18 protein-coding genes are annotated in these 21,107 nt (G+C 48.7%); 10 read left to right on the forward strand and 8 right to left on the reverse strand.

Annotated features, from left to right (window positions below):
* Positions 1 to 7 precede the first annotated feature (7 nt).
* Together DEF47_RS00090 and DEF47_RS00095 are read left to right on the forward strand one after the other, a co-directional pair.
* The gene (locus DEF47_RS00090; RefSeq protein ID WP_012189020.1) at positions 8 to 643 is read left to right on the forward strand and encodes a lysophospholipid acyltransferase family protein; all 636 of its coding nucleotides are present in this window, start codon (positions 8 to 10) and stop codon (positions 641 to 643) included.
* A 111-nt stretch (positions 644 to 754) separates the two neighbouring features.
* On the forward strand, positions 755 to 1,213 hold the full coding sequence (locus DEF47_RS00095; RefSeq protein ID WP_012189021.1) for a hypothetical protein: 459 nt from the start codon (positions 755 to 757) through the stop codon (positions 1,211 to 1,213).
* Here the strand turns inward: DEF47_RS00095 and DEF47_RS00100 are convergent, their stop codons facing one another.
* Positions 1,214 to 3,385, reverse strand: a complete 2,172-nt coding sequence (locus DEF47_RS00100; RefSeq protein WP_012189022.1) for a putative glycosyltransferase family protein — start codon at positions 3,383 to 3,385, stop codon at positions 1,214 to 1,216.
* A 167-nt stretch (positions 3,386 to 3,552) separates the two neighbouring features.
* Between DEF47_RS00100 and DEF47_RS00105 the strand changes: the two genes are divergently transcribed.
* The gene (locus DEF47_RS00105; protein ID WP_012189023.1) at positions 3,553 to 7,695 is read left to right on the forward strand and encodes a PAS domain S-box protein; all 4,143 of its coding nucleotides are present in this window, start codon (positions 3,553 to 3,555) and stop codon (positions 7,693 to 7,695) included.
* Positions 7,688 to 8,725 (forward strand): HD domain-containing phosphohydrolase, encoded by a 1,038-nt coding sequence (locus DEF47_RS00110; RefSeq protein ID WP_012189024.1) that lies wholly within the window; start codon positions 7,688 to 7,690, stop codon positions 8,723 to 8,725. Before DEF47_RS00105 ends, DEF47_RS00110 begins: the two co-directional genes overlap by 8 nt.
* On the opposite strand, the gene DEF47_RS00115 is transcribed toward DEF47_RS00110, so the two are convergent.
* Positions 8,712 to 8,945 carry a hypothetical protein gene (locus DEF47_RS00115; protein ID WP_012189025.1) on the reverse strand — a complete coding sequence of 78 codons (234 nt, stop codon included), beginning with the start codon at positions 8,943 to 8,945 and terminating at the stop codon, positions 8,712 to 8,714. The genes DEF47_RS00110 and DEF47_RS00115 overlap by 14 nt on opposite strands.
* A 25-nt stretch (positions 8,946 to 8,970) precedes the next feature.
* Positions 8,971 to 10,461, reverse strand: a complete 1,491-nt coding sequence (locus DEF47_RS00120; protein WP_012189026.1) for a serine hydrolase — start codon at positions 10,459 to 10,461, stop codon at positions 8,971 to 8,973.
* 264 nt (positions 10,462 to 10,725) lie between these two features.
* On the opposite strand from DEF47_RS00120, the gene DEF47_RS00125 reads away from it, so the two are divergent.
* Together DEF47_RS00125 and DEF47_RS00130 are read left to right on the forward strand one after the other, a co-directional pair.
* Entirely contained in the window at positions 10,726 to 12,036 is a 1,311-nt protein-coding gene (locus DEF47_RS00125; protein ID WP_012189027.1) for an NfeD family protein, read from the forward strand.
* 18 nt (positions 12,037 to 12,054) lie between these two features.
* A complete protein-coding gene (locus DEF47_RS00130) occupies positions 12,055 to 12,927 on the forward strand; it encodes a slipin family protein (protein ID WP_012189028.1) in 873 nt (290 codons plus the stop codon).
* A 57-nt stretch (positions 12,928 to 12,984) separates the two neighbouring features.
* Here the strand turns inward: DEF47_RS00130 and DEF47_RS00135 are convergent, their stop codons facing one another.
* Positions 12,985 to 14,073 carry a LacI family DNA-binding transcriptional regulator gene (locus DEF47_RS00135; RefSeq protein WP_012189029.1) on the reverse strand — a complete coding sequence of 363 codons (1,089 nt, stop codon included), beginning with the start codon at positions 14,071 to 14,073 and terminating at the stop codon, positions 12,985 to 12,987.
* A 98-nt stretch (positions 14,074 to 14,171) separates the two neighbouring features.
* Here DEF47_RS00135 and DEF47_RS00140 point away from each other — a divergent pair, with 98 nt between their 5' ends.
* Together DEF47_RS00140 and DEF47_RS00145 are read left to right on the forward strand one after the other, a co-directional pair.
* Positions 14,172 to 15,359: an MFS transporter gene (locus DEF47_RS00140; RefSeq protein ID WP_012189030.1), complete on the forward strand. Its 1,188-nt coding sequence runs from the start codon at positions 14,172 to 14,174 to the stop codon at positions 15,357 to 15,359.
* A 157-nt stretch (positions 15,360 to 15,516) separates the two neighbouring features.
* Positions 15,517 to 16,296, forward strand: a complete 780-nt coding sequence (locus DEF47_RS00145; RefSeq protein WP_012189031.1) for a hypothetical protein — start codon at positions 15,517 to 15,519, stop codon at positions 16,294 to 16,296.
* Between the two features lie 46 nt (positions 16,297 to 16,342).
* On the opposite strand, the gene DEF47_RS00150 is transcribed toward DEF47_RS00145, so the two are convergent.
* The 4 genes from DEF47_RS00150 to DEF47_RS00165 all read right to left on the reverse strand — a co-directional run bounded on the left by DEF47_RS00150 (position 16,343) and on the right by DEF47_RS00165 (position 18,635).
* Entirely contained in the window at positions 16,343 to 17,092 is a 750-nt protein-coding gene (locus tag DEF47_RS00150) for a DsbA family protein (RefSeq protein ID WP_287044895.1), read from the reverse strand.
* 64 nt (positions 17,093 to 17,156) lie between these two features.
* Positions 17,157 to 17,546 (reverse strand): hypothetical protein, encoded by a 390-nt coding sequence (locus DEF47_RS00155; protein ID WP_012189033.1) that lies wholly within the window; start codon positions 17,544 to 17,546, stop codon positions 17,157 to 17,159.
* Between the two features lie 109 nt (positions 17,547 to 17,655).
* Positions 17,656 to 18,042, reverse strand: a complete 387-nt coding sequence (locus tag DEF47_RS00160) for a MerR family transcriptional regulator (protein WP_287044896.1) — start codon at positions 18,040 to 18,042, stop codon at positions 17,656 to 17,658.
* A gap of 101 nt (positions 18,043 to 18,143) precedes the next feature.
* Positions 18,144 to 18,635, reverse strand: coding sequence for a hypothetical protein (locus DEF47_RS00165; RefSeq protein ID WP_012189035.1), 492 nt, complete (start codon positions 18,633 to 18,635; stop codon positions 18,144 to 18,146).
* Positions 18,636 to 19,186: 551 nt separating this feature from the next.
* On the opposite strand from DEF47_RS00165, the gene DEF47_RS00170 reads away from it, so the two are divergent.
* A complete protein-coding gene (locus DEF47_RS00170) occupies positions 19,187 to 20,449 on the forward strand; it encodes an MFS transporter (RefSeq protein ID WP_012189036.1) in 1,263 nt (420 codons plus the stop codon).
* Between the two features lie 91 nt (positions 20,450 to 20,540).
* On the forward strand, positions 20,541 to 20,981 hold the full coding sequence (locus tag DEF47_RS00175; protein ID WP_012189037.1) for a PaaI family thioesterase: 441 nt from the start codon (positions 20,541 to 20,543) through the stop codon (positions 20,979 to 20,981).
* The last annotated feature ends 126 nt before the right edge of the window (positions 20,982 to 21,107 follow it).

Genomic DNA, 21,107 nt, shown 5'->3' on the forward strand with positions numbered 1-21,107 from the left:
TTGCGCCGTGGTGCCATTAATTTATCAAATTGTACGGTTTGTTTGCCGTGTGCTGTTGGGGATGCGTGCTCGTCTCGTTGTCGAAGGTCAAGAGCATCTTCCGGCGACTGGTGGCTATATTTTGGCCTCGAATCATGTGAGCAATTGGGACCCTGTGGCGCTTTCCTTAGGTTCGCCTGGCCATCTGATTGGAGCGCTCGGTAAGCAAGAATTGTTTGAATTGCCGATTCTTGGGCGAATTGCCACGGCGGTTGGCGGCATTCCCGTGCGGCGGGGTGAGGCTGATCGCGAGGCTTTAGCCCGTTGTAAAGCCGTCTTGCAATCGGGTCAGCCATTAATTATTTTGCCTGAAGGCACGCGTTCGCGTTCTGGCGAGCTTTTAGAAGGCAAACATGGCATTATCGCCATGGCCCAACTGGCGAATGTGCCGATTGTGCCAGCCGCCGTGATTGGCACTAAAACGCTGGGTTGGCCATGGCGACGCTCAACGGTGATTGTGCGTTATGCTGCGCCAATTGTGGTTGATCGTAAAATTAAGGGCCACGAAGGCCGCCAACTCGCCTTGGACACGACCATGCATCAAATTGCCTCGATGCTGCCGCCAACCATGCAAGGCTTCTATAAACAAGCTTTGAGCGTCTAAATCAAACCCTCTCGCAGCATTTGCGAGAGGGTTTTTGTTGCCCTGCATTAATTATTAACTCATGTGATTCTGGTAGGCTTAGCTTAATTAATCACGTTGTGAGGATTAACGATGCGCTGGCGTTTTGGATTATTGAGCTGTTTGAGCATTATCTTGCTGAGTTGTGCCTCCCAAACCCCTGATCAACCAACCCCAACTGCCTTTGGTGATTTATCGGCAATTACCGCTGGCACAGGCTATATTCAAATATTTTCAGGCATGCCTAATCCAAGTTGGCTTTTGAATGCGAATGCTGTTGATGCGATTCAACAGGTACTCCAAACCGCTACGCCAGCTACCACCCGCCCCGAACCACCAGGTTTAGGCTATAGCGGTATGTATCTAGAGCTTATGAGCACTGGCATGCCGCTGCGATTGACGGTTTTTGGCGAAGTCATTGCCGTAGAACAAGGCGCTTCAACCCACTATTTGAACGATCCGAATCACGTTTTTGAGCGCTGGCTGCTCGAACAAGCTCGCCCACAGCTCCAACCTGCAATCTATGCCATGATCAAAAAGAACTTGCCATAATTATTTAGTGCTGATCAGTTGCAGATTGCTCAATTGCAGGCTGATTAGCCGTTGATCGCCGTTGTTGGCAATTGCGTCGCCGGTTGTCGCTGGTTCAAGTGTTTGTAATTGCACGATGGTTTGGCCCGCAGGCAGCTCAATCAGCACTTCGTATTGGCGTGGCTCAAGGCTGATCGGGATGCTTAATTGATTATGGTGCCAAGAAAGTTGTAAGCTTCGGGCAATTGCAGCCGGGGTTGCCTGCCAACGCAAACGATAAAAACCAGCCTCAGGCACGATCAAGCCCAAACTGGCTGCCTGGCCCATCCAGCGATAATTGCCAGTTGCGCTTGGCTCTAACTTGCCCCAACCATCACGTAGATTGATAATTGGCACGCCTTGAGCCTGTGGCACTTGATAGATCACCACAAAATTATCTTCGGCCAGCGGTTGCGTCACCCCTAAATTAGCCTCGACAAATTGTTTAAACTCGGCAATTTGTGCGGGGCTATAGTTGCGTGGCCCGTTTGCCTGTTGCTTGTAGCCCACGATATAGCCAAAATTCAATGTTGCTAATTGTTGTTGCCAATTGCCTGCGGTTTGTACAATTTCTGGGTGCTGGCTCAGCGTGGCTAAATCGCGGAGCACTGGCAATTGATATTGTGGCTGTGGATACAGCCGCGAGTGATAGCCACCGCTGATTGGGCGGCCATGCACGGTTTGAAACAACATGCGCTCTGCATCACGATAGGGCAAATCCTCATGAAACGGCAATTCGAGCAGGGCAGCATCGTCGGTTTTGGGCAATTGGGCTAAGCTTTGGGGCATTGGTGGTTGGCGCATGTCAAAGGGCGTTGGCAGATATTCAATCCCAATCATAACGACGATCACCAGCGCCAATGTGCGTTGCCAGATTAATTTGCTGCTGAGCCAAACCAAGCCATAGCTGCTAGCGATTGCCAAGGTTAGCATTCCTAGCACCATAAAGCGATCAGGTTGGCGAGCCAAACTAATAAATGGTAGTTGCTGAATTAAACGGTAGGGCAGCGGAATCGTCGTGGTTGTGCCCGCAAGTTTAAGCGTTGGCCCCAAGGCTAAAATTGCCAGAATTAACGTCATAATCAGCCAAGGCCGGGCTTTGGCTGTTTTCCACGTTGCTATGAGTGCCAAGCTAAGTGGCACAACCCCCAAATATAAGCGTCGATTGATTGCGCTCGGCAAGTCGCTGAAGAAGCGGCCCCAAAGGCTATGTAAGCGAGCTGGAACCACAAACGCCGCCAAATCTGCTGAAAGCCGCACCGGATCATTTTCAGGGTAGAGTTGCATATAATCGGCGCGGCTGGCCTCGATTAACATTGGCACTAATAACGGCAGAGCTGTGAGCATCCCAATTATTCCCAGCAGGCCAAATTGTATGAATAAGCGTTTGCGTTGTGGCCATTCGCTGCGCCAAAACTGCCAAAGCCCAAAGCCCAGTGTCCAAAGCAACAAAAACAAACTAAAATACCAATCAGTCCAAATGGTTAGGCCGAGAAAAAGCCCCGCCAAGCCTAACGAACGGCGATCGCCACGTTCGGCCAATCGCCAAGCATACAAAAGATAAAATGGTATCCATTGCAAACAGAAAATTTGCAGCTGGCCGTCTTCAACCACCGAGGCTACATGAAAAGGGTTCCAAGCAAAGATCACCCCTGCTGGGAGGGCGATCCAAGCAGAACCAACCCGATCATAGGCCAACTTCCAAGCGCCAAATGCTCCAACGATGAACGATAGTAGTACTAAACTGTTAAACCCAGCAATTGGCCCCCAGATCGCCGTGATCGGGGTGGCTAAGATGGTATTGATCGGTGAGAGGGTGTGATAGTACAAATTAGGAGTTTCAGGGTGAAAAAATCGATCGGTTATTAATGGATTCGTGGGCTGACTGATCGCCTGACGCATCCACCACAGGTTCCAAATATTCTGATAGGCATCTTCTAAGCCGTCTTTATGGGCTTGGCCTGGAATCTGGCTATCCCAAACTGTGATCAACGGCCAGGTTAAACCGATCGCTAAAATGCTATACAGCCCTAAAACCCAGACCCAACTTGCAACACGCCGCCCCATGTAGTGTGCCTCGATTTCCAAAATAACTGCGCGATTATACCAGAGCCAAGCTGAATTGGCATTGAACGTCACCCATGGTTGTACCATGTTCTACCCATTTAGCACTAGCTATAATAGGACTGAAATCGTTTTCATCAATGTGTATTCGTAAGGTTCTCCGTTGGTTTACAAACGTACTCTAGCGATAGAAATGGAAGTTTGCTTGATTGTGGCCTGAGAAACTGACATCAAGAGCTTGTAGAGGAATTGCTGTCATGACCTGTTATGCCAATGAATCGCTGCTGGAACTCCAATTAAAGCAACAAGTCAGCCTGCTTGAAACCGAACTTCAGCATGTTCGCAGCCATACTGCCAAACTCCAAGCCTTGATTGACCATACTGAGAGCCTGATTTGGTCGATTGATAGTAGTCAGCATTTAATTATGAGCAACCGCACCTTTCATGATTATTTGCATCAATGGTACGACCAACATATTGAGCTGGGCCAGCCAATGAGCATGTTGCATCTGCCTAAACCAATTGCTAAGCCGTGGAATGAAGCCTATCGCCGCGCGTTGCAAGGTGAGGCGTTTGCTCAAGAATTCGTGCATCACTATGCTGGGGCCACTCGTTACTATGAATTTCACTTTGCGCCAATTCTCGATGAACAGCGAGTGGTGCAAGGGGTTAATATTTCGGGCCGCGATATTAGCAGCCGCCGTTTGGCCGAAGTGATGTTGCGCAGCAGCGAGGCTCGCTATCGGGCAATTAACGAGGCCGCTCCGTATGGGGTCTTTTTCTGCGATACCCAAGGCCAATGTGTCTATGCCAACACTGCGCTCTTGCATATGCTTGAAGTTAAGCTCGAAGATGTACTGGGTGATGCTTGGATGGAATTTTTACACCCTAAAGATGCCTCAGATAGCGAGAGTTTTTGGCACAATTTGGCGCTTTCAGTCAATCAACAGCCGATTCCTAGCGTTTTGTTTGATCAAACGGTGCGTTTGCATACCAAGCTGAATCAATTAATTTGGCTGCGGTTGCGCATTTCGCCAGTAATTGAAGCTGGCGTGCTCTGTGGCTTTGTTGGCATCACTGATGATCTGAGTGCCTTGAAAAAAGCTGAAACGGCGGCCCAAGCCAAGCAGCATTTTATTCAAAAAATTGCCGATACCTTGCCATCGCAACTGTTTATTTACGATCGTGCTTCGGCCTCGTTGATCTATACCAACGAAGTGAGCCGCCAATGGTTCAAAAGCTTCAACATTGATCCTAGTGATATGAACACCATTCGGCCCCTATTCCACCCTGACGATCATGCTATCATCCGCAAAGTCCTACAAGGACGTACAGTTACTAGCAGCGATCCCCAATTAATTGTTGATTTTGAATGTCGCTTACGCTCACCAGAAGGCATCTATCGCTATTTTGCTCTACGTATGACCCCTTTTGTAATCGATGCTGATGGTACAGTTTCACAATTATTGGGCGTGGCAAGCGATATTACTGAACGTAAATTACAAGAGCAGCAAATTCGGCAATTGAACGAGCAGCTTGAACAACGTGTTATCGAACGAACCCAAGAGTTAGCTCAATCGTATCGGTTTCAGCGCACTATGATTCAACATGCACCTTCAATTATTATTTCGCTTGATGCTGGAGGCGTGGTGCGCGGCTTTAATCGCGCGGCTGAATTTGAGTTTGGCTATCAAGAAACTGAATTATTAGGCCGTCCCTTCCCGACTAAATTATTTGATCGCTCCGATTTGAGGTATCGCTGGGAGACCGAGCAACATCGTAATCGTGGCTTGTTCTATTCCGATTTGGATATTTTGCTGGCCGAGGCGCGGCGTGGTGTGGCTGAGCCTCACGAATGGCAAGCTATCCACCGTTCTGGCTCACGCTTTCCGCTTGAATTAACCATCACGCCACTGTTGCATGCCGATGTGCTCGAAGGCTTTTTGCTGATTGGCAATAATATCGCTGCCCGCAAACGCACCGAAGAAGAATTTCATTTGCTCTATCGTACAACCCGCTCGGTCAGTGAGGCCGCTGATTTTAATAGTGCGCTTGAAGTGGTGTTGCGCAACATCTGTGCAGCAATTGGCTGGGATTTGAGTGTAGCCTGGGTTCCAGATGCCAACCAAGATTTCTTGGCGCTTGCCCCGATTCGCTGGAGCAGCAACGAACGTTTTCAACATTTTTATACGTATCTTCAAAGCTTGGAATTACCGCAAGGTGCTGGTTTGGCTGGGCGGGTCTGGCAAACCAAACACTCAGCCAATTATGCGATTGAGCACGATCATTGGACTGAAGGCAATCTTAATCAACGTGGCTACGAATTAGCCCAGCAAGTTGGGCTTCAATCGGCGGTTGCTGTGCCAATTTTGGCTAATGATCAAGTTGTGGCAATTTTGGAATTTTTTCGCAGTAGTCGTGGGGTTGATCACGAACGCACCACTAATTTGATTTCAGTGATTGCCACCCAATTGGGCACGTTATTTCAACGCAAGCATGCCGAAATGCAACTGCGCCAGAGCGAAGCCAAAAATCGAGCGTTGCTAGCAGCCATGCCCGATTTGATGATTCGATTTACGCTCAAGGGCGAGATTTTAGATTATCACACCAACGATCCCTCGGATCTCTTTTTGCCCCAAGATGCCATGATTGGGGCGAATGCCCATAATCATCAGCCGCAACCGCAAATTCTGAATATTATGAGCGCTACTCAACGGGCGATTGAGACCAATAGCACCCAAAATGTTGAGTATGAACTGACCTTGCCCAAGGGGAATACCGTATTTGAGGCGCGGATTGCGCCAAGTGCTAATGATGAGGTCGTGATGGTGATTCGCAATATTACCGAGCGCAAGCGGATTGAACAAACCTTGCAGCAACAAACCGATGAATTGAGCATTGCCAATGCTGAACTAGCCAAAGCAGCACGGCTTAAAGATGAATTTTTGGCTAGTATGAGCCATGAACTGCGTACACCCTTAACTGGAATCTTAGCCTTTACTGAAGCCTTGCGCTACGACCAATATGGAGCATTAAACCAAGCTCAAGCACAAGCATTGCAACAAATTGATGAAAATAGCCGCCATTTACTCGATTTGATCAACGATATTCTTGATCTTTCCAAAATTGAAGCTGGCAAACTTACAATTAATCATCAATCAATGCTGATTGATGAAATTTGCCAAGCCAGCATTCGCATGGTGCAAAAATTAGCTCAGAATAAACAACTTGAATTATTGTATGAACCATGTGCCGCCGATGCGATGCTTTGCGCCGATTCACGTCGTTTGAAACAAATGTTGGTCAATTTATTAAGCAATGCGGTGAAGTTTACACCTGCTGGTGGCCGAATTGGTTTATCAGTCAAGTTGGATAGCCAATTCCATCAGGTTGAATTAACCGTTTGGGATACTGGGATTGGCATCAATACTCAGGATATCCCAAAATTATTTCGGCCATTTTCACAGCTTGATAGCAAACTTTCACGCCAATATGCAGGAACTGGCTTAGGTTTGGCCTTAGTGTACCATATGGCCAATTTGCATGGTGGACGAGTTGAATTACAAAGTGAAGTTGGGGTTGGTAGTCAGTTTCGCCTAGTGCTGCCATGGTATGGCAATGCTGAAATTGTTGAGCCAACCGAGCAACCGATGCTACTGGCGGTGACCGAAGATCGCACCCTGAATATGCAATTGGCGGCCTATGCCGAACAATTGGGTTTAGCGCTACGTTTTTGCAAACCATATTTCGATGTACAAGCTTACTTACAACAACCCAATCAAACGCTCATTTATGATTTACGCCAAACAAGCTTATCACAACAGCTTTTTGAGCAACTTCGCCATCAAACTGCCGCTCATCCAGTCATTTTATTCTGTGATCAAGATTTCAAGCTTGATCTGACGATTCCTGCGCATTGGCATTGCATGTATCAGCCGTTAAATCAGGCTCGTTTGTTGAATGCATTGCAATATATCGATTCGCGCTATCAGCTGCCGCAAAAATTGCCGATTAATCAAGCCAAGCAGATTCTGTTTGCTGCCGATAATTTGGCTAATAGCTTATTGATTCGCGATTTCTTGAGTGAATTTGGCTGGAATGTCAACTTAGTCTACAACCAACACGATATCTATGAAGCAATTGCCAATCAGCCAATTGATTTATTGATGCTCGATTTACAATTAGCTGGCGGTGATGCACTCCAGATGGTTAATACAATTCGACGACATAAGCGTTATTATGATCTGCCGATTATAGCTTTAAGCGCTTTAGCAATTCTTGATCAACCACAGCTTGCCGAGCAAGCCGATACAGTTTTATATAAACCACTTAATTTAGTTGAACTTGAACAATTAATTAATACCTTGTGCAACCAACAAAGGAGTCTTGATCGTGAATAATCCTGCAACAATCCTCATCATTGACGATCTCGCAGTTGCACGCGCTAGTATGAATGCTGTGCTTCAAGGTGAGGGTTATCACTTAGTTTTTGCTGAAAATGGCCTATCGGGGATTGCCCAAGCCCTCGAATTATTGCCAGATACTATTTTGCTTGACGTAATGATGCCGGATATGGATGGATTTGAAGTTTGCCGCCAAATTCGGGCTAACCCATTGCTCGCCGAAATTCCGGTGGTTATGGTGACCGCCTTGGATGATCGTGAATCGCGTTTGCAAGGCTTACGCGCTGGAGCCGACGATTTTCTGAGCAAACCAATTGATAGCCTTGAACTAAAAACCCGTTTGCAAACGATTACGCGTTTGAATCGTTATCGACGTTTGCAAGATGAGCGCCGCCAAGTCGAGCGGCTGAATCAAGAAATTATCGATGCCTATAATGCGGGCATTGAGGCTTGGTCGCGGGCTTTAGATTTGCGTGATAAAGAAACCGAGGGCCATAGCAAGCGCGTGACTGAAATGACGGTGCGCATTGCTGAGGCCTTGGGAATTACTGGCGACGATCTGACCCAAATTTGGCGTGGGGCGTTGCTACACGACATCGGTAAAATGGGTATTCCCGATGCGATTTTACATAAGCCTGGCCCATTGACTGCCGAAGAGTGGGTTATTATGCAAAAACACCCAACCTATGCCTATGAGCTGTTGCGGCCAATCCATTATTTAGAGCCAGCCTTAGATATTCCCTATTGTCACCACGAAAAATGGGATGGTAGCGGCTACCCGCGTGGGTTGCAAGGTGAGGAAATTCCTTTAGCGGCGCGAATTTTTGCCTTGGCTGATGTGTGGGATGCTTTGCGGTCCGACCGACCATACCGTGCAGGCTGGCCGGTCGAACAAATTCGTGAACATATTGCTGGTTTGGCGGGCAGCCATTTTGACCCAGCCTTAGTGCCACTGTTTCTACAATTAGTTGAAGAAGCTCCACAGCCCGTATTATTGCAACACTATGCCCCAGCTACGCTTCGCTAGGTTGGGGCTTGTGAGCTTCGTACTCGCGGTGGGCCAACTCGGAAATGAGCATATAGCGCTGAATAATGCTGGCAATCGGGGCAAGCACAGCAATTCGGCGGCTAGCTTCTTGGCTAACGCGAATAAATTCATCAACATCGGTTGCTTGCTCAAAACGGCGTTGCAAGCGTTCGGCTTCAACCTTCAACTGTTCAATGTAAAGCGGTTCTGTTCCAATCATCCCAGTAGCCCTTTCCAAACGACGACTAGCGAATTTGTGGATGGCGTGCAGTATAGATGATCCGCGAAAGATCGGCGAGTAGTGGATCAGAAACTGGTGTATCAATATAGTCGGTGTCTTGCCAAATCCACATGGCCACAATATATTCATCACCGTTGGGATCGCGCACATAGCCTGCATCGGCACGAGCATCATCGATCCAGCCGCTTTTATGGGCCACAAAACTACCTTCAGCGACACCCGCCACAATTTTGTTGGTATCTTTATTCCGACTTAAGATCTCCAACATTTCAGCGCAGCGTTCAGGGCTGAGCAAACTATCTTTGATTGCTAGCAAAACCCCTTGGCCTTGGCTACACTCGACAATCGCCAAAACGACTTGGGCCATCTCGCGTGGCGATGAACGGACATAGGGATCTGCGTCGGTGTAGGGCCGAGCACCCTCTTGACCTCGTTGGGGAATTTCTACGCCCTGGACATTTGAAAGATAATCGATCGACTCAAATGGGGCGGCCAAGGTTGTATATTCTAGGCCTAGAATATCAGTTAATGTTTGATCAAGGATGTATGCGCCTTCTAAGCTATCGCCATCGCCGATCATGGCTAGCAGATCGTTGGAAGCTTCGTTATCGCTATCACCAATCATCAGATCGATCATGGCATATTGATTTTTGGTGAAGCTTTCGCGACTAAGAAATGATTGCAGCAAAATTGGAATTTTCAGCACGCTCATGCCCGAAAAAACCGTATTGGCTTGATAATCGAACCATTGCTTGGTTTCCATATCGTAAACTGAGATGCCAACCACGCCATCCCACTCAGCCTCGCGATCGGCCAAGGCTGCCGTTAGTTGTTCGGTGCTCGCTTGCAAATTCGCCGTGACTGGACTCGTTGGAATCAACAGTGGATCAGTTTGACTCAGTTGCAAGGTTTGGGTAATTTCGGCTACCAAGGCTGTTCGATCAAGCGTCAAGCCAGGAGTCAGCACAAAGGCATAGACCACCCGATCATAGCCAACCGTGGGCGAGATAGCTAGCGCCTGCTCAATTTCGCCAAGCGTCTGATTGAGCAATTGCTGATCGAACGAGGCATTGACTGCTAAGCGAATTGGAATTTGCTTTTCAGCTAGGTCGTGAGCATCGCGTAAGGCTTGGGCAAAATCGAGCTGATAGCCAAGTTGTTGACCATCGAGTTTGATTGGCTCAAGCAAAACTGGGTTGGTCAAAGTCAAGGTGGGGTTGGGATAGGCTGCTTGCAAGGCGGCTAAGGCTTCATCCTCGCTCATACCGCCAATTTCAACACTACCAATTTTGGCGCGTTCAGGAAAAAACCATACGCTTGGTGGCATCGAGGAAACCAACGGTGGAACATCAGCCTCGGAAGTAACAGCAGCAGTGCGTTCAAGATATGAATTGGAGGGAGTGACTGCCGCGCTTGCTGGGAGATAGTAAATCGCTATTCCACAGGCAAGAACTGCCAGCATCATCACCCAAAAGAGCAAAAAAGCTTTTTTCATTGATGCATGTAGCTTGATAATATGATTTGAACGATTCGGCTAACCAGCACACAGAGAACCCACTAAGTATACCGCAGGTTCAGGTTTCGCGGATAGCGAGAGTTCGCTGTTTAAAATGAACATTTTGTGAGAATTCTTAAATCGAGTTAATCTCGCTTGGGGTGGCCTAGCCCTTGCGAAGCCTGCTACAATAGGATTAAGCAATGTTGCATCATTTTGAATGTTGCCCCGTATAGGCTGTATGGCATCGCCAAGGGAGGTACGATGAGACAGCTGCGAATCCTAGCTTTAATTGTTTGGCTAAGTTTGGTAACCCTACCAAGCTTGAGTTATGCTGCGACTGACGATGCTATGTGTGTGGCTTCGGTCAGTGGCATTATCAATCCAGCGGTTGCCGATTATCTGCAACGGAGCGTGATCCAAGCTGAACAGCAAGCATGTCAAGGTTTAGTGATTAAATTAAACACGCCTGGTGGGCTAACAACCTCAACTTGGCAAATTGGCGAGACTGTACTCAATGCCAAATTGCCAGTGATTGTCTATGTTACGCCCCAAGGTGCGAATGCTGGTTCGGCTGGAGTTTTTATTACCTATGCTGCCCATATTGCCGCAATGTCGCCCAATACCAACATTGGTGCGGCCCATCCAGTCGATGGGAGCGGCGTAGATATGGAAGGTGATCTGCGCGATAAAATTACCAACGATGCCGTTGCGCGAATCACCACTTGGGCCGAATCGAATGATCGGGATGCTGAATGGGCTGAGCAAGCAGTGCGCCAAAGTGTTTCGATTGGTAGCAACGAGGCACTTGAACTCGGTGTGATTAATCTGATTGCCCAAGATGATGCTGATTTATTGCGTCAGCTTGATGGCCGCGAAGTAACCTTGGCCAATGGTAATCAGGTGACGCTGCAAACCCAAACCAGTGCTTTCCAACCAATTGAAATGACGTGGCTCGAACGGCTTTTGCACTTCTTGGGCGACCCCACGATTGCCACAATGTTGATTAGCCTCGGTAGCTTGGGCATTTATTTCGAGGCGGCCAACCCAGGTTTAGGCGTGGGTGGTTTCTTGGGCGTAATCGCGATTTGCTTGGGCTTGTATGGCCTCAGTGTACTGCCGCTCAACACGGTTGGGGTGGTGCTGCTGATTCTGGCTTTTGTGCTATTTGGGATTGATATTTTTGCGACCGCACACGGAGCTTTGACGGTTGGTGGCCTAGCTTCATTTGTGATTGGTGCCTTGTTGCTGGTTGATCCAGCCGAAGCACCTGGGATTATCGTCTCACGCGCCTTGATTACAGGCCTTGGCCTTGGGCTGGCAAGCGTGATTGGGCTAAGCATTTGGATTATTCGCCGCAGCAAGCGCGTTGGTCGTGGAGCCAGCGGCGATCGTTTGGTTGGCACAATTGCTAAAGTTCGTTCGTCAGTTGCGCCTGAAGGCACGGTATTTGTTGAAGGAGCCTTGTGGCAAGCCCGTTCCGATGATGTATTGACCGTAGGCGATCAGGCTGAAATTGTTGGTTTAGATGGTTTAACCTTGATTGTGCGTCGAGTGGCGCATAGTGGGCGCTAATGCGCGGAGGTGATTACAATGGGTGAGTTTGGCGGAATTGCCTTAATTTTCATTGCGGTGATCTTATTTTTCTTTTTGATCTCGGCAATCAAAATTATCCCAGAATATGAAAAAGGCGTGATTTTTCGCTTAGGACGGTTGGTTGGCGTGCGCGGGCCTGGCTTATTCTTTGTGATTCCCATGCTTGAGCGTATGTTTCGGATCGACACCCGCGTGATTACGATGGACGTGCCAGCCCAAGAAGTTATTACCCGTGATAATGTGACCATTCGGGTGAATGCGGTGTTGTACTTCTTGGTGATTGATCCAGGCAAGGCGGTAGTGAATGTGATGGATTACATTCGCGCAACCATGCAAATTGCCCAAACGACCCTGCGTTCAGTTGTTGGTCAGTTTGAGCTTGATGAAATGCTTTCGCAACGTGAGCAAATCAACCATCGTTTGCAGCAAATTATCGACGAACAAACTGAGCCTTGGGGCATCAAAGTTAATATCGTTGAAATTAAAGACGTTGAATTGCCTCAATCAATGCAACGGGCGATGGCAAAACAAGCCGAAGCCGAGCGCGAAAAACGCGCCAAGATCATTCACGCCGACGGTGAATTCCAAGCTTCCAAGCGTTTGGCTGAAGCTGCCGATGTGATTTCACGCGAGCCAGTGACTTTGCAATTGCGCTATTTGCAAACCTTGACCGAAATCGCGGTCGAAAAGAATTCGACCTTGGTCTTCCCATTGCCAATTGACTTAATTCGCCCATTTATTGATCGGGCCTACAGTGGTGTTCAGAATGATCACTATTCTGAAGGTGGTAAAAAGCCAAACGAACCCCGCACGGCTGCTGAGCCACGCCGTGGCTTGTTCGACCCAATGACCGGTTTACCGCTCGAATAAATTTGACATAGTGCAGAAAACCCTGATCCTAATTGCTTTAGGATCAGGGTTTTCTGTTTAAATTGCTGCGGTCGAATCGCGGACTACCAACTCGACTGCCAGCCGTTGATAGCTGGTTGGGCTTTGGCCAGCCAGCAGTTCAATCAAGGCTTGGCCTGCTGATAAGCCTTTTTGGCGATGATCTTGGCGAATGGTGGTTAAGCTCGGCACGCTTTGACTGGCTTGAGGAATATCATCAAAGCCCACGATTGAAAGCTGTTGCGGAACCTGATAGCCCGCTTGTTGCGCTCCAGCGATTGCCCCCAACGCCAAACGATCGGTTAAACAGAGAATGGCAGTTGGACGTGGGTTGTGGGCGAGTAAAATTTGGATGGCTGCTGCACCATCGGCTTCGTTGTTATCGTTGCAATCGTAAATTGGCACGCTGCGCCAATCGATGCCTGCTGCTTCAAGTGGCTGGCGATAGCCTTGCAAGCGTAATTGGGTGACGAAAAAGGTTGGTTTGCTCTGATCATGAACGTTTATTGGCGCACTCGATGGTCGTAGATTGGTTTCGACCAAGCGATCGGTGATAATTGCAAATTGGCGATGGCCGAGGCTTAATAGATGCTCGGTGGCCATACGTGCGCCAGCCTCATCATCAACGATAATCGACGGTACATCAGGGCGGGGCGGTTGGTCAAGCAGCACTGTCGGTAGCCGACGTTTCAGAGCAGCCTGAACCAAGGGATCAGTTTCCATCATCGAATAGACAATAAAGCCATCGACCAAGGCTTGTTGAACGGTGGTGGTGTCGTCGTCGCGACCTGGCACGAGTAATAAGCCGAGACCAGCCTGTTCGAGCGTGGTAGCAATCCCTTCAAGCACCATCAACACCGCCGGATCGCGAAAGGCATAGGGCAGGCGCTCGGCAAACAGCACCCCGACCGCGCCAGCCCGTTGTTGGCGTAAACTGCGAGCAACTGGGTTTGGCCCAGGGTAACCAAGCTCGGTAGCGACTGCCAGCACTCGTTCACGCAGCTCTGCTGAAAGTTGGTCGGGTCGATTGTAGGCGTTAGAAACGGTCGAGACAGCGACCCCTAAAGCAGCGGCAACGGTGCTAATGGTGATCCGATGGGGCTTTGCGGGTTCGTGATCATGTGCCACAGATCTGCTCCTTTGGACTGATTGTCAGCCTTTATTATACATGCTATACTTCTGAATCGTTACAGAAAAAACGTTTCAGAAAGGTAATGGGTTGAATCGTGGCGCATTCTACACCTTCGCTTCGGCGGCATTCGACGCTTTTAGTTGGCTTGGCCTATGCAGCATTTATCAGTTTAGGGTTGCCCGATGGCCTAACTGGGGTTGCATGGCCATCGGTTCGCGCAGAGTTTGGTTTATCGCTTGATGCCTTGGGTGCGTTAGTTACGAGCGGCACGATTGGCTATTTGATTTCCAGTTTTAGCAGTGGGCGAGTATTGACCAAAATTGGCGTTGGTTGGCTGTTGGTCTTGAGTTGTCTGGCGACCGCTGTGAGTTTGCTGGGCTATGGTTATGCCCCAACTTGGATTTTTATGGCGAGTTTGGGTATTTTAGCAGGTTTGGGCGCAGGCGCGATTGATGCGGGCTTGAATACCTACGCTGCTGATAATTTCAACCCACGCACACTCAACTGGTTACATGCTTCGTTTGGCTTGGGCGCTGCTAGCGGCCCAGTCATTATGAGTAGCATTATTAGCGCCAATCAATCGTGGCGGGTTGGCTATGTGGTGGTCGGGATTGCACAACTATTACTAGCCAGTGCCTTTGCAATTACCCGCAAACAATGGCAAACCCAACATTCTGAGGCTGCTGTGGAACCGGTTGCAAGCGCCACAATGCTGCAAACCTTGGGTTTACCAGCGACATGGCTGAGCATTCTGCTGTTTTTCCTGTACACGGGCTTGGAATTTTGTGCAGGCCAATGGTTGTATACCCTACTCACAACCTCGCGTGGTATGCCGCCAGGCATTGCTGGGGTTTGGGTGAGTGTCTATTGGGGCAGCTTGACGGTTGGGCGGTTGCTTTCGGGCGTGATCGTTGGTCGGATCAGTGTTTTGAGTTTGTTACGTTTGAGCATGCTGGCGGCGATTATCGGCGTGGTGTTATTCTGGTTGAATGTTGCTCCTTGGCTGACCTTGATTGGGATTGCCTTGCTAGGTTTGGCACTAGCCCCAATGTTCCCTTCGTTTATTGCCTTAACGCCAGCTCGCATGGGGCCAAGCCACTCGGCTAATACGATTGGTTTTCAAATTGCTGCGGCAACCTTGGGCGGCGCTTCGATTACCAGTAGCTTTGGTTTATTGGCCGATGGCTTGGGCCTCGAAATGCTGGGAACTTATCTGTTTGTGGTGGCTTTGGCGATGGCCTTGATTTTTGAGGGCTTGAATCGACTTAAACCAGCAGAATAAACCTTTGTTGTTTTTCAATCACCAAGTATCAGCTGCTGCTTGGTGATTTTGTTGGCCGCCAAATGCACCTTAATCTGTATCGAATGATGCATTGCGGCAAGCCTTCAGCCTGCTAGAATGAGCCTATCTCGCTTGATTGCTGCGCTGGAGGTTTGCCATGATTACTGCTCAACGCCCAAGTTTTAGCCGCTTTTTGTTGATGAGCAGCCTGCTAACAGGTTTGTTGATTGTGCTCTTTGCTATGACTCGCTGGTTTGATATTCCGGCTGGCGACGTGACCGATTGGTTGGTGGGCATTGTTAGCGTTTGGTGGCTCTTGGCAATTACGGTCATTCCTTGGAATATCTATTTTGATGCTCGCACGGTGATGGCCGATGCTGAAATTTCGCAGCAACGCGGTATTGTCGTTCAAGCCAGCCAACAGCACTATGCCAAGTCGATTGCCAAAAAATCATTAGTTGGGGCAGTGTTGTTGCATCTGGTTTCGGCGGTGGCCTTATATGGCGTTGCCGCCAGCGATATTAGCAGCGTTGGCTATATTGCAGCTGGCGCTGCGATTTTGCTAACTGGGTTGCGGCCAGCCTTACGAGGCTATGAATATGTGGCCCAACGGCTAGCCACGATTCATGAGGAAGTGCGTTTTCCCCGCGATGATATTATGTTGCTCAAAGATAAAGTAGCAACACTCGAATACAAAATTGAGCAATTGAACCTTGAAGAAGCCGATTCATGGGCCAGCGAGCAGGTCAAACAGGCTGAACGTTTAGAGCGCCGCATCGAGCAATTAAACGTCGAATTGCAAAGCTTGAGCACCAATAACGAGGTAGCACATCGCCAAATTAGCCGCGAAATTGAACATGCTGTCGCCCAAATCTCGACCGATGGCCAATTTTTGGAGCATGCCCGCGAGCTAATTCGTTTCTTCAAGCAGGCCTAAAATATTGGCGAGCGATCCAACATGCTTGGATCGCTCGCCTTTTTAATTAATTGCTGCTATTGGCTGGCAATTTAGCATCGACCGCTGCCATCAAGGTTTTGGCAAAGTCGGTTTCGAAGTTAACTTGTTGACCATCGACAAATACCGTGGGCGTTTGTTGTAGTTGACGTTCTAGTGCTGCATCGTAAGCAGTGTTGATCACATCAGTATAGGTTCCGGCATCGACGCAACTTTCAATTTTTTGGCGGTCAGCGCCTGCTTGTTCGACGGCGGCCATAATTTGAGTTTTTGGCCCAAGGCTTTGCGCCCATTGAGTTTGGCTATCGAACAAGGCGTTGTGAATTGGCCAAAATAGATTTTGATCGCCAGCACAGCGGGCGATTTCAGCGGTTAGTTGGGCCGATTTGTGGATTGTTTTCAGCGGAAACTCACGGAAGATCACTTGAGCTTTGCCAGTTTCGACATACAACCCATCGAAATCGGCTTGAGCTAATTCGAGTTCCAGCGTGCGGCAGGCTGGGCATTCATAATCGGCGTAAATTTCGACTTTGACTGGGGCATCGGACTGGCCTTTGTACCAATAGTTATCAGCAGTTTTGCCAACGGGCGCGTTTAAACCAGCTTGGTTGGGCATTGGCCCAGTATTGCTGACGCTGGCGGGCTTGCTCAGCGATTGAACGAGCACAAAGCCAATTCCAAGAATGCCAATGACCCCAAGGGCGAGATAAAACATTTTGAACGAACGGGCTGGCTGGTTGCGGCGGTGGCCTTTGGCTGAACGGGTTGAGTTACTCATCATGCACATCCTCGAAAAAGCTGTAGATCTACAGCATCAACAAAATCTGAATCGAACGATGGACTCAGCTTGTTGGACGAGGAGGCGGTGCGGTGGGCAGCACAATATACGAGCAAGCCTGTTGCAGCGGAATCAGCCATTGCTGGCGTTGGCTGGCTAGGTTGCGGCTAAAGGAGGGCAGAATTAACACCATTGGAAACCAAGCGACCAACTGCACAACGGTGTTGGCAGGACTACTTGGCTCAACCGCATAGCTTGGGATCACCGAGTGTTCAGTGGTACATTCTAAGACGATTGGTTGTTCAATGACTGGAGTTTTAAGCTGTGCTTGGGCTTCGCAATTAACCACACAGCCGACTGGGCAGCCCACGCCAAGATGCAGCACCATCGCCCAACAGAGCAATTGCTGCCATAAAATGCCCAGTACACTGGTTATTTGGCGCAACTTAACCACAAGCAAACCCTAAAATCGATCAACTTACGCCGATCATACCATAGTTTGAGAATGAAAGATCAGGTTAAGCGCTGATTTTTAAGGCGATTAATTGAACGTTTAATCCCCATTAATCAAGCGTTTCATAATAACTAATTTTGCGTTTAACCGCCTCAAGATGTTGTTGCACCTCGGTTAGTTGCTGCTCAACCCGTAGTCGATGTGCTTTTAACAAGTTCAAACGATCGCGCACGGTATGGTCGCCTTGATGCAGCAATTCGGTGTAACGCCGAATATCACGAATTGGCATGCCCGTGGCTCGTAGGCATTTGATGAAATGAATCCAATTGATATGGCGTTGGGTATAGGAGCGATAGCCATTTTGCTGATTACGATCAACCAAATCGTGCAGCAAGCCTGCACGTTCGTAATATCGCAAGGTGTGGGCACTGAGGCCAGTAATTTCGGCCATCTGTTGGATGGTTAAGCTTTGTTCAACGACCTGTTGCATCACCATACATTCAACTCCTGCACAAATATCAACATCTACTGATTGTATGATATAGCTTAGAGTATGCTCTAAAGCAAGTGGCAATTGATTATGTTTATGTACAAGTCCTAATCGACCCACTGGGCCAAACATTTTTGCTCCTGCCAAAACTGCTCAAGCGTGGTGTCGGGGTCGTTGATCACCTGAATGTGCAATGGGCTAAGCCGAATGCTCAGGGGATGGCTAGCTTGGCCTTGCCATGAACCAATTGCTAAGCGCTCGTGGCCTTGGAACTGCAAGTTTTGACGTTTGAGATAGGCCAGAATTGCTGGCACTTGCAGATCGACATTATTGGTTGCTTGGGCGTGTGGGTTGTAAATCGTTTTGGCGAGTGCCAGTAGTTCAGCCAAGTCAGCGGGATTTTGCTCAAAATGAGCGGCATAACTAGCATTATAAATCGATTCGATGGCATGTTCTTGAAGCACAAATTCGCCAGCAATCTGGTAGCCAATTGCCCACTGATCGACTCCATAGCGTTGATCCCAACGGCGTTGGCGCTGCTGACGTTGTTGCGGTGTGCCCGCTCGTCCGATCCTCCGTTCAACAATCTGCCATGGCATAGGTTTGTATCCTTGAACTATGAAGCTGCTTTGCTTGGCTCGATTGTAGGGTTGGTGGGCCAATTTGGCTTCGTTCGCAGGGCCGATTAAGCTTAAATAACCGCATTTAACAAAATAATTGCTGTACGCTGTATAAACATGTTATGAATTAATCATAAAAATATTGCCGCTAGATAAATCTGACAGATTTCATTTAGGATATTACTTCTATACCATGCTTGGATAAAAAACCACCTTGCAGGAAAAGTTAAAAATTGGTATAATTCGCCACGCGATCATAGCCTACATCCCAGCTTCTGAATTAAGAGCATACTAGGGCAGAGAGAACAGCCATCCACGCCGATAACTGCTTTCAAGCGCCAATACTTGCCAATTGTGCCAGTAGCTGGCCTGCCAATGCTTACGATAGCCGATCATACGCAGAGCGGCGTAGCTAGTACAAGATTGTTGGGCTAAGGGTTCCACGCTGAATCTCCCATGCACAATATTTAAGGTGAGCAAGCCAACAGTTGGGATGTTGCTCATCGTAGCGCGAAATTGTAGGAGGAAGCATGACCTCACGAACCTCGGAGAATAGCCTATTTCGACCCTTACAACAACGCTTGTTTGCTTTGCTCTGGACGGGCCAGACGATTTCGCGTTTGGGCGATACGATGTATCAAGTGGCGCTCTCGCTTTGGGTTTTGGAAAAAACTGGCTCGGCAACGGCCATGGGCTTGGTTTTGATCTGCTCATTTGCGCCGATGATCGTGTTTTTGCTACTTGGCGGCGCAGCGGTTGATCGCTTTTCACGTGGTTGGCTGATGTTTAGCTCGGATATGTTGCGAGCCTTGATTGTGGGTGGGGTTGGAATTCTGGCCCTAACGAATACGCTGCAACTCTGGCATATTTATGCGGCGAGTATCTCCTTTGGGTTTTTTGATTCGTTCTTCCAACCAGCCTATAGCGCCTTAGTGCCCGATGTTGTGCCGGCTGAATCGCTGCCTGGAGCTAATTCACTGACAGCTCTGAGCGCCCAAATGACCTTGATTTTGGGGCCATTGATTGCCGCTTTGGTTGTTGGTTTCGGTGGATCGGCAACCGCCTTTTTATTCAACAGTGTTTCATTTTTGGTTTCGGGCTTGTGTCTGATTCCGCTGTTATCGACTGATGCCAGCCGAGCCAAGGCCAAACGCTCGAGTGGCATTTTAAAGGATGTTGGGGCTGGCTTGAAAACCGTCAGCACTAATCCATGGCTCTGGATGACGATTATTCTTTCGTCGTTAGCTAACTTGCTGCTGGCTGCTCCTGCTCAAACCGCCCTGCCAATTTTGATTAATAAATTTTTGAATTTACCCAGCGAACGATTAGGTTGGGCGCATGCCAGCATTGCGTTGGGTGCGGTTTCGGCCTCGATCTGGCTGAGCAAAGGTAATCGCTTGCGCCGCCGTGGCTTGATGGGCTATGGAGCTTTATTTCTTGCTGGTTTGGCTACGCTCTTGGTCGGGATTATTGGTTTCAATGTGAGTATGCTTGGGGGAACCATGGCCTTGGCAGCTTTGCTGGGCGTATTGGTCTTCCGCGGGATCGGGATTGCAACCTTTGGCTTGATTTGGACGCATACCATGCAAGAAATGGTTGAGCGCGAACAACTTGGGCGGGTTGCCAGCATCGACTTGCTTGGCTCAATCGCCTTATTGCCAGTTGGCTATGGGGTGGCTGGGTTAGTCGCTGACAAATTTGGTGCACCAGCCTTGTTTGCAACCTGTGGCGTGATTATGCTGGTGATGACGGTTCTGTTTAGCTTCCATCCAGTAGTCCGCAAATTAAATTAAGCCTAAATCTACAGATAAACAGCAACCACGGCTCACCGCGAGTCGTGGTTTTTTTGCGCTATAATCGCCTATATTTGCAAAAGGAGCATTCATGAATCGCCAATTAGATTCACAGGCATGTTTTGTCTGTGGCAAAAATAACCCCAGTGGCTTGCAATTGGATTTCTTTGAGGAAGAGAAAACGGTGATCACGCGATTTGTCTCAACCGCACTTCATCAAGGTTGGCCCGGTTTTGTGCATGGCGGCATTATCGCGACAATTCTTGATGAAACGCTCGGTCGAGTGGGATTTTTGATCGATGCTTGGACGATGACTGGGCGTTTTGAGGTTCGCTATCGCCAGCCAGCCCCGATTGATCAAGAAATTACCTTTACTGCCAGCATGGTGCGTGATCGCGGGCGAGCGCTTGAGGTCGAAGGTTTTGCCCAATTGCCTGATGGTACGATTGTGGCTGAGGCAACTGGTTTGTATATGCGGGTTTCGCCCGAACTGCGGGCAACGCTCTCCGAGCAAATTGCTGAAGGTTATTAATTTCGCCATATTCCCTTTTTGCTGATCAAGGGTAGGTTTTACCCACATCATCGATCAATCACCATGAATTGTTGATCACCACCCTTCCGTCCCGCCTCAAGGCGGGAGACGCAGGGGGCTTTAATC

Source organism: Herpetosiphon sp., from assembly GCF_003512625.1.
Taxonomy (GTDB): Bacteria; Chloroflexota; Chloroflexia; order Chloroflexales; family Herpetosiphonaceae; genus Herpetosiphon; species Herpetosiphon aurantiacus.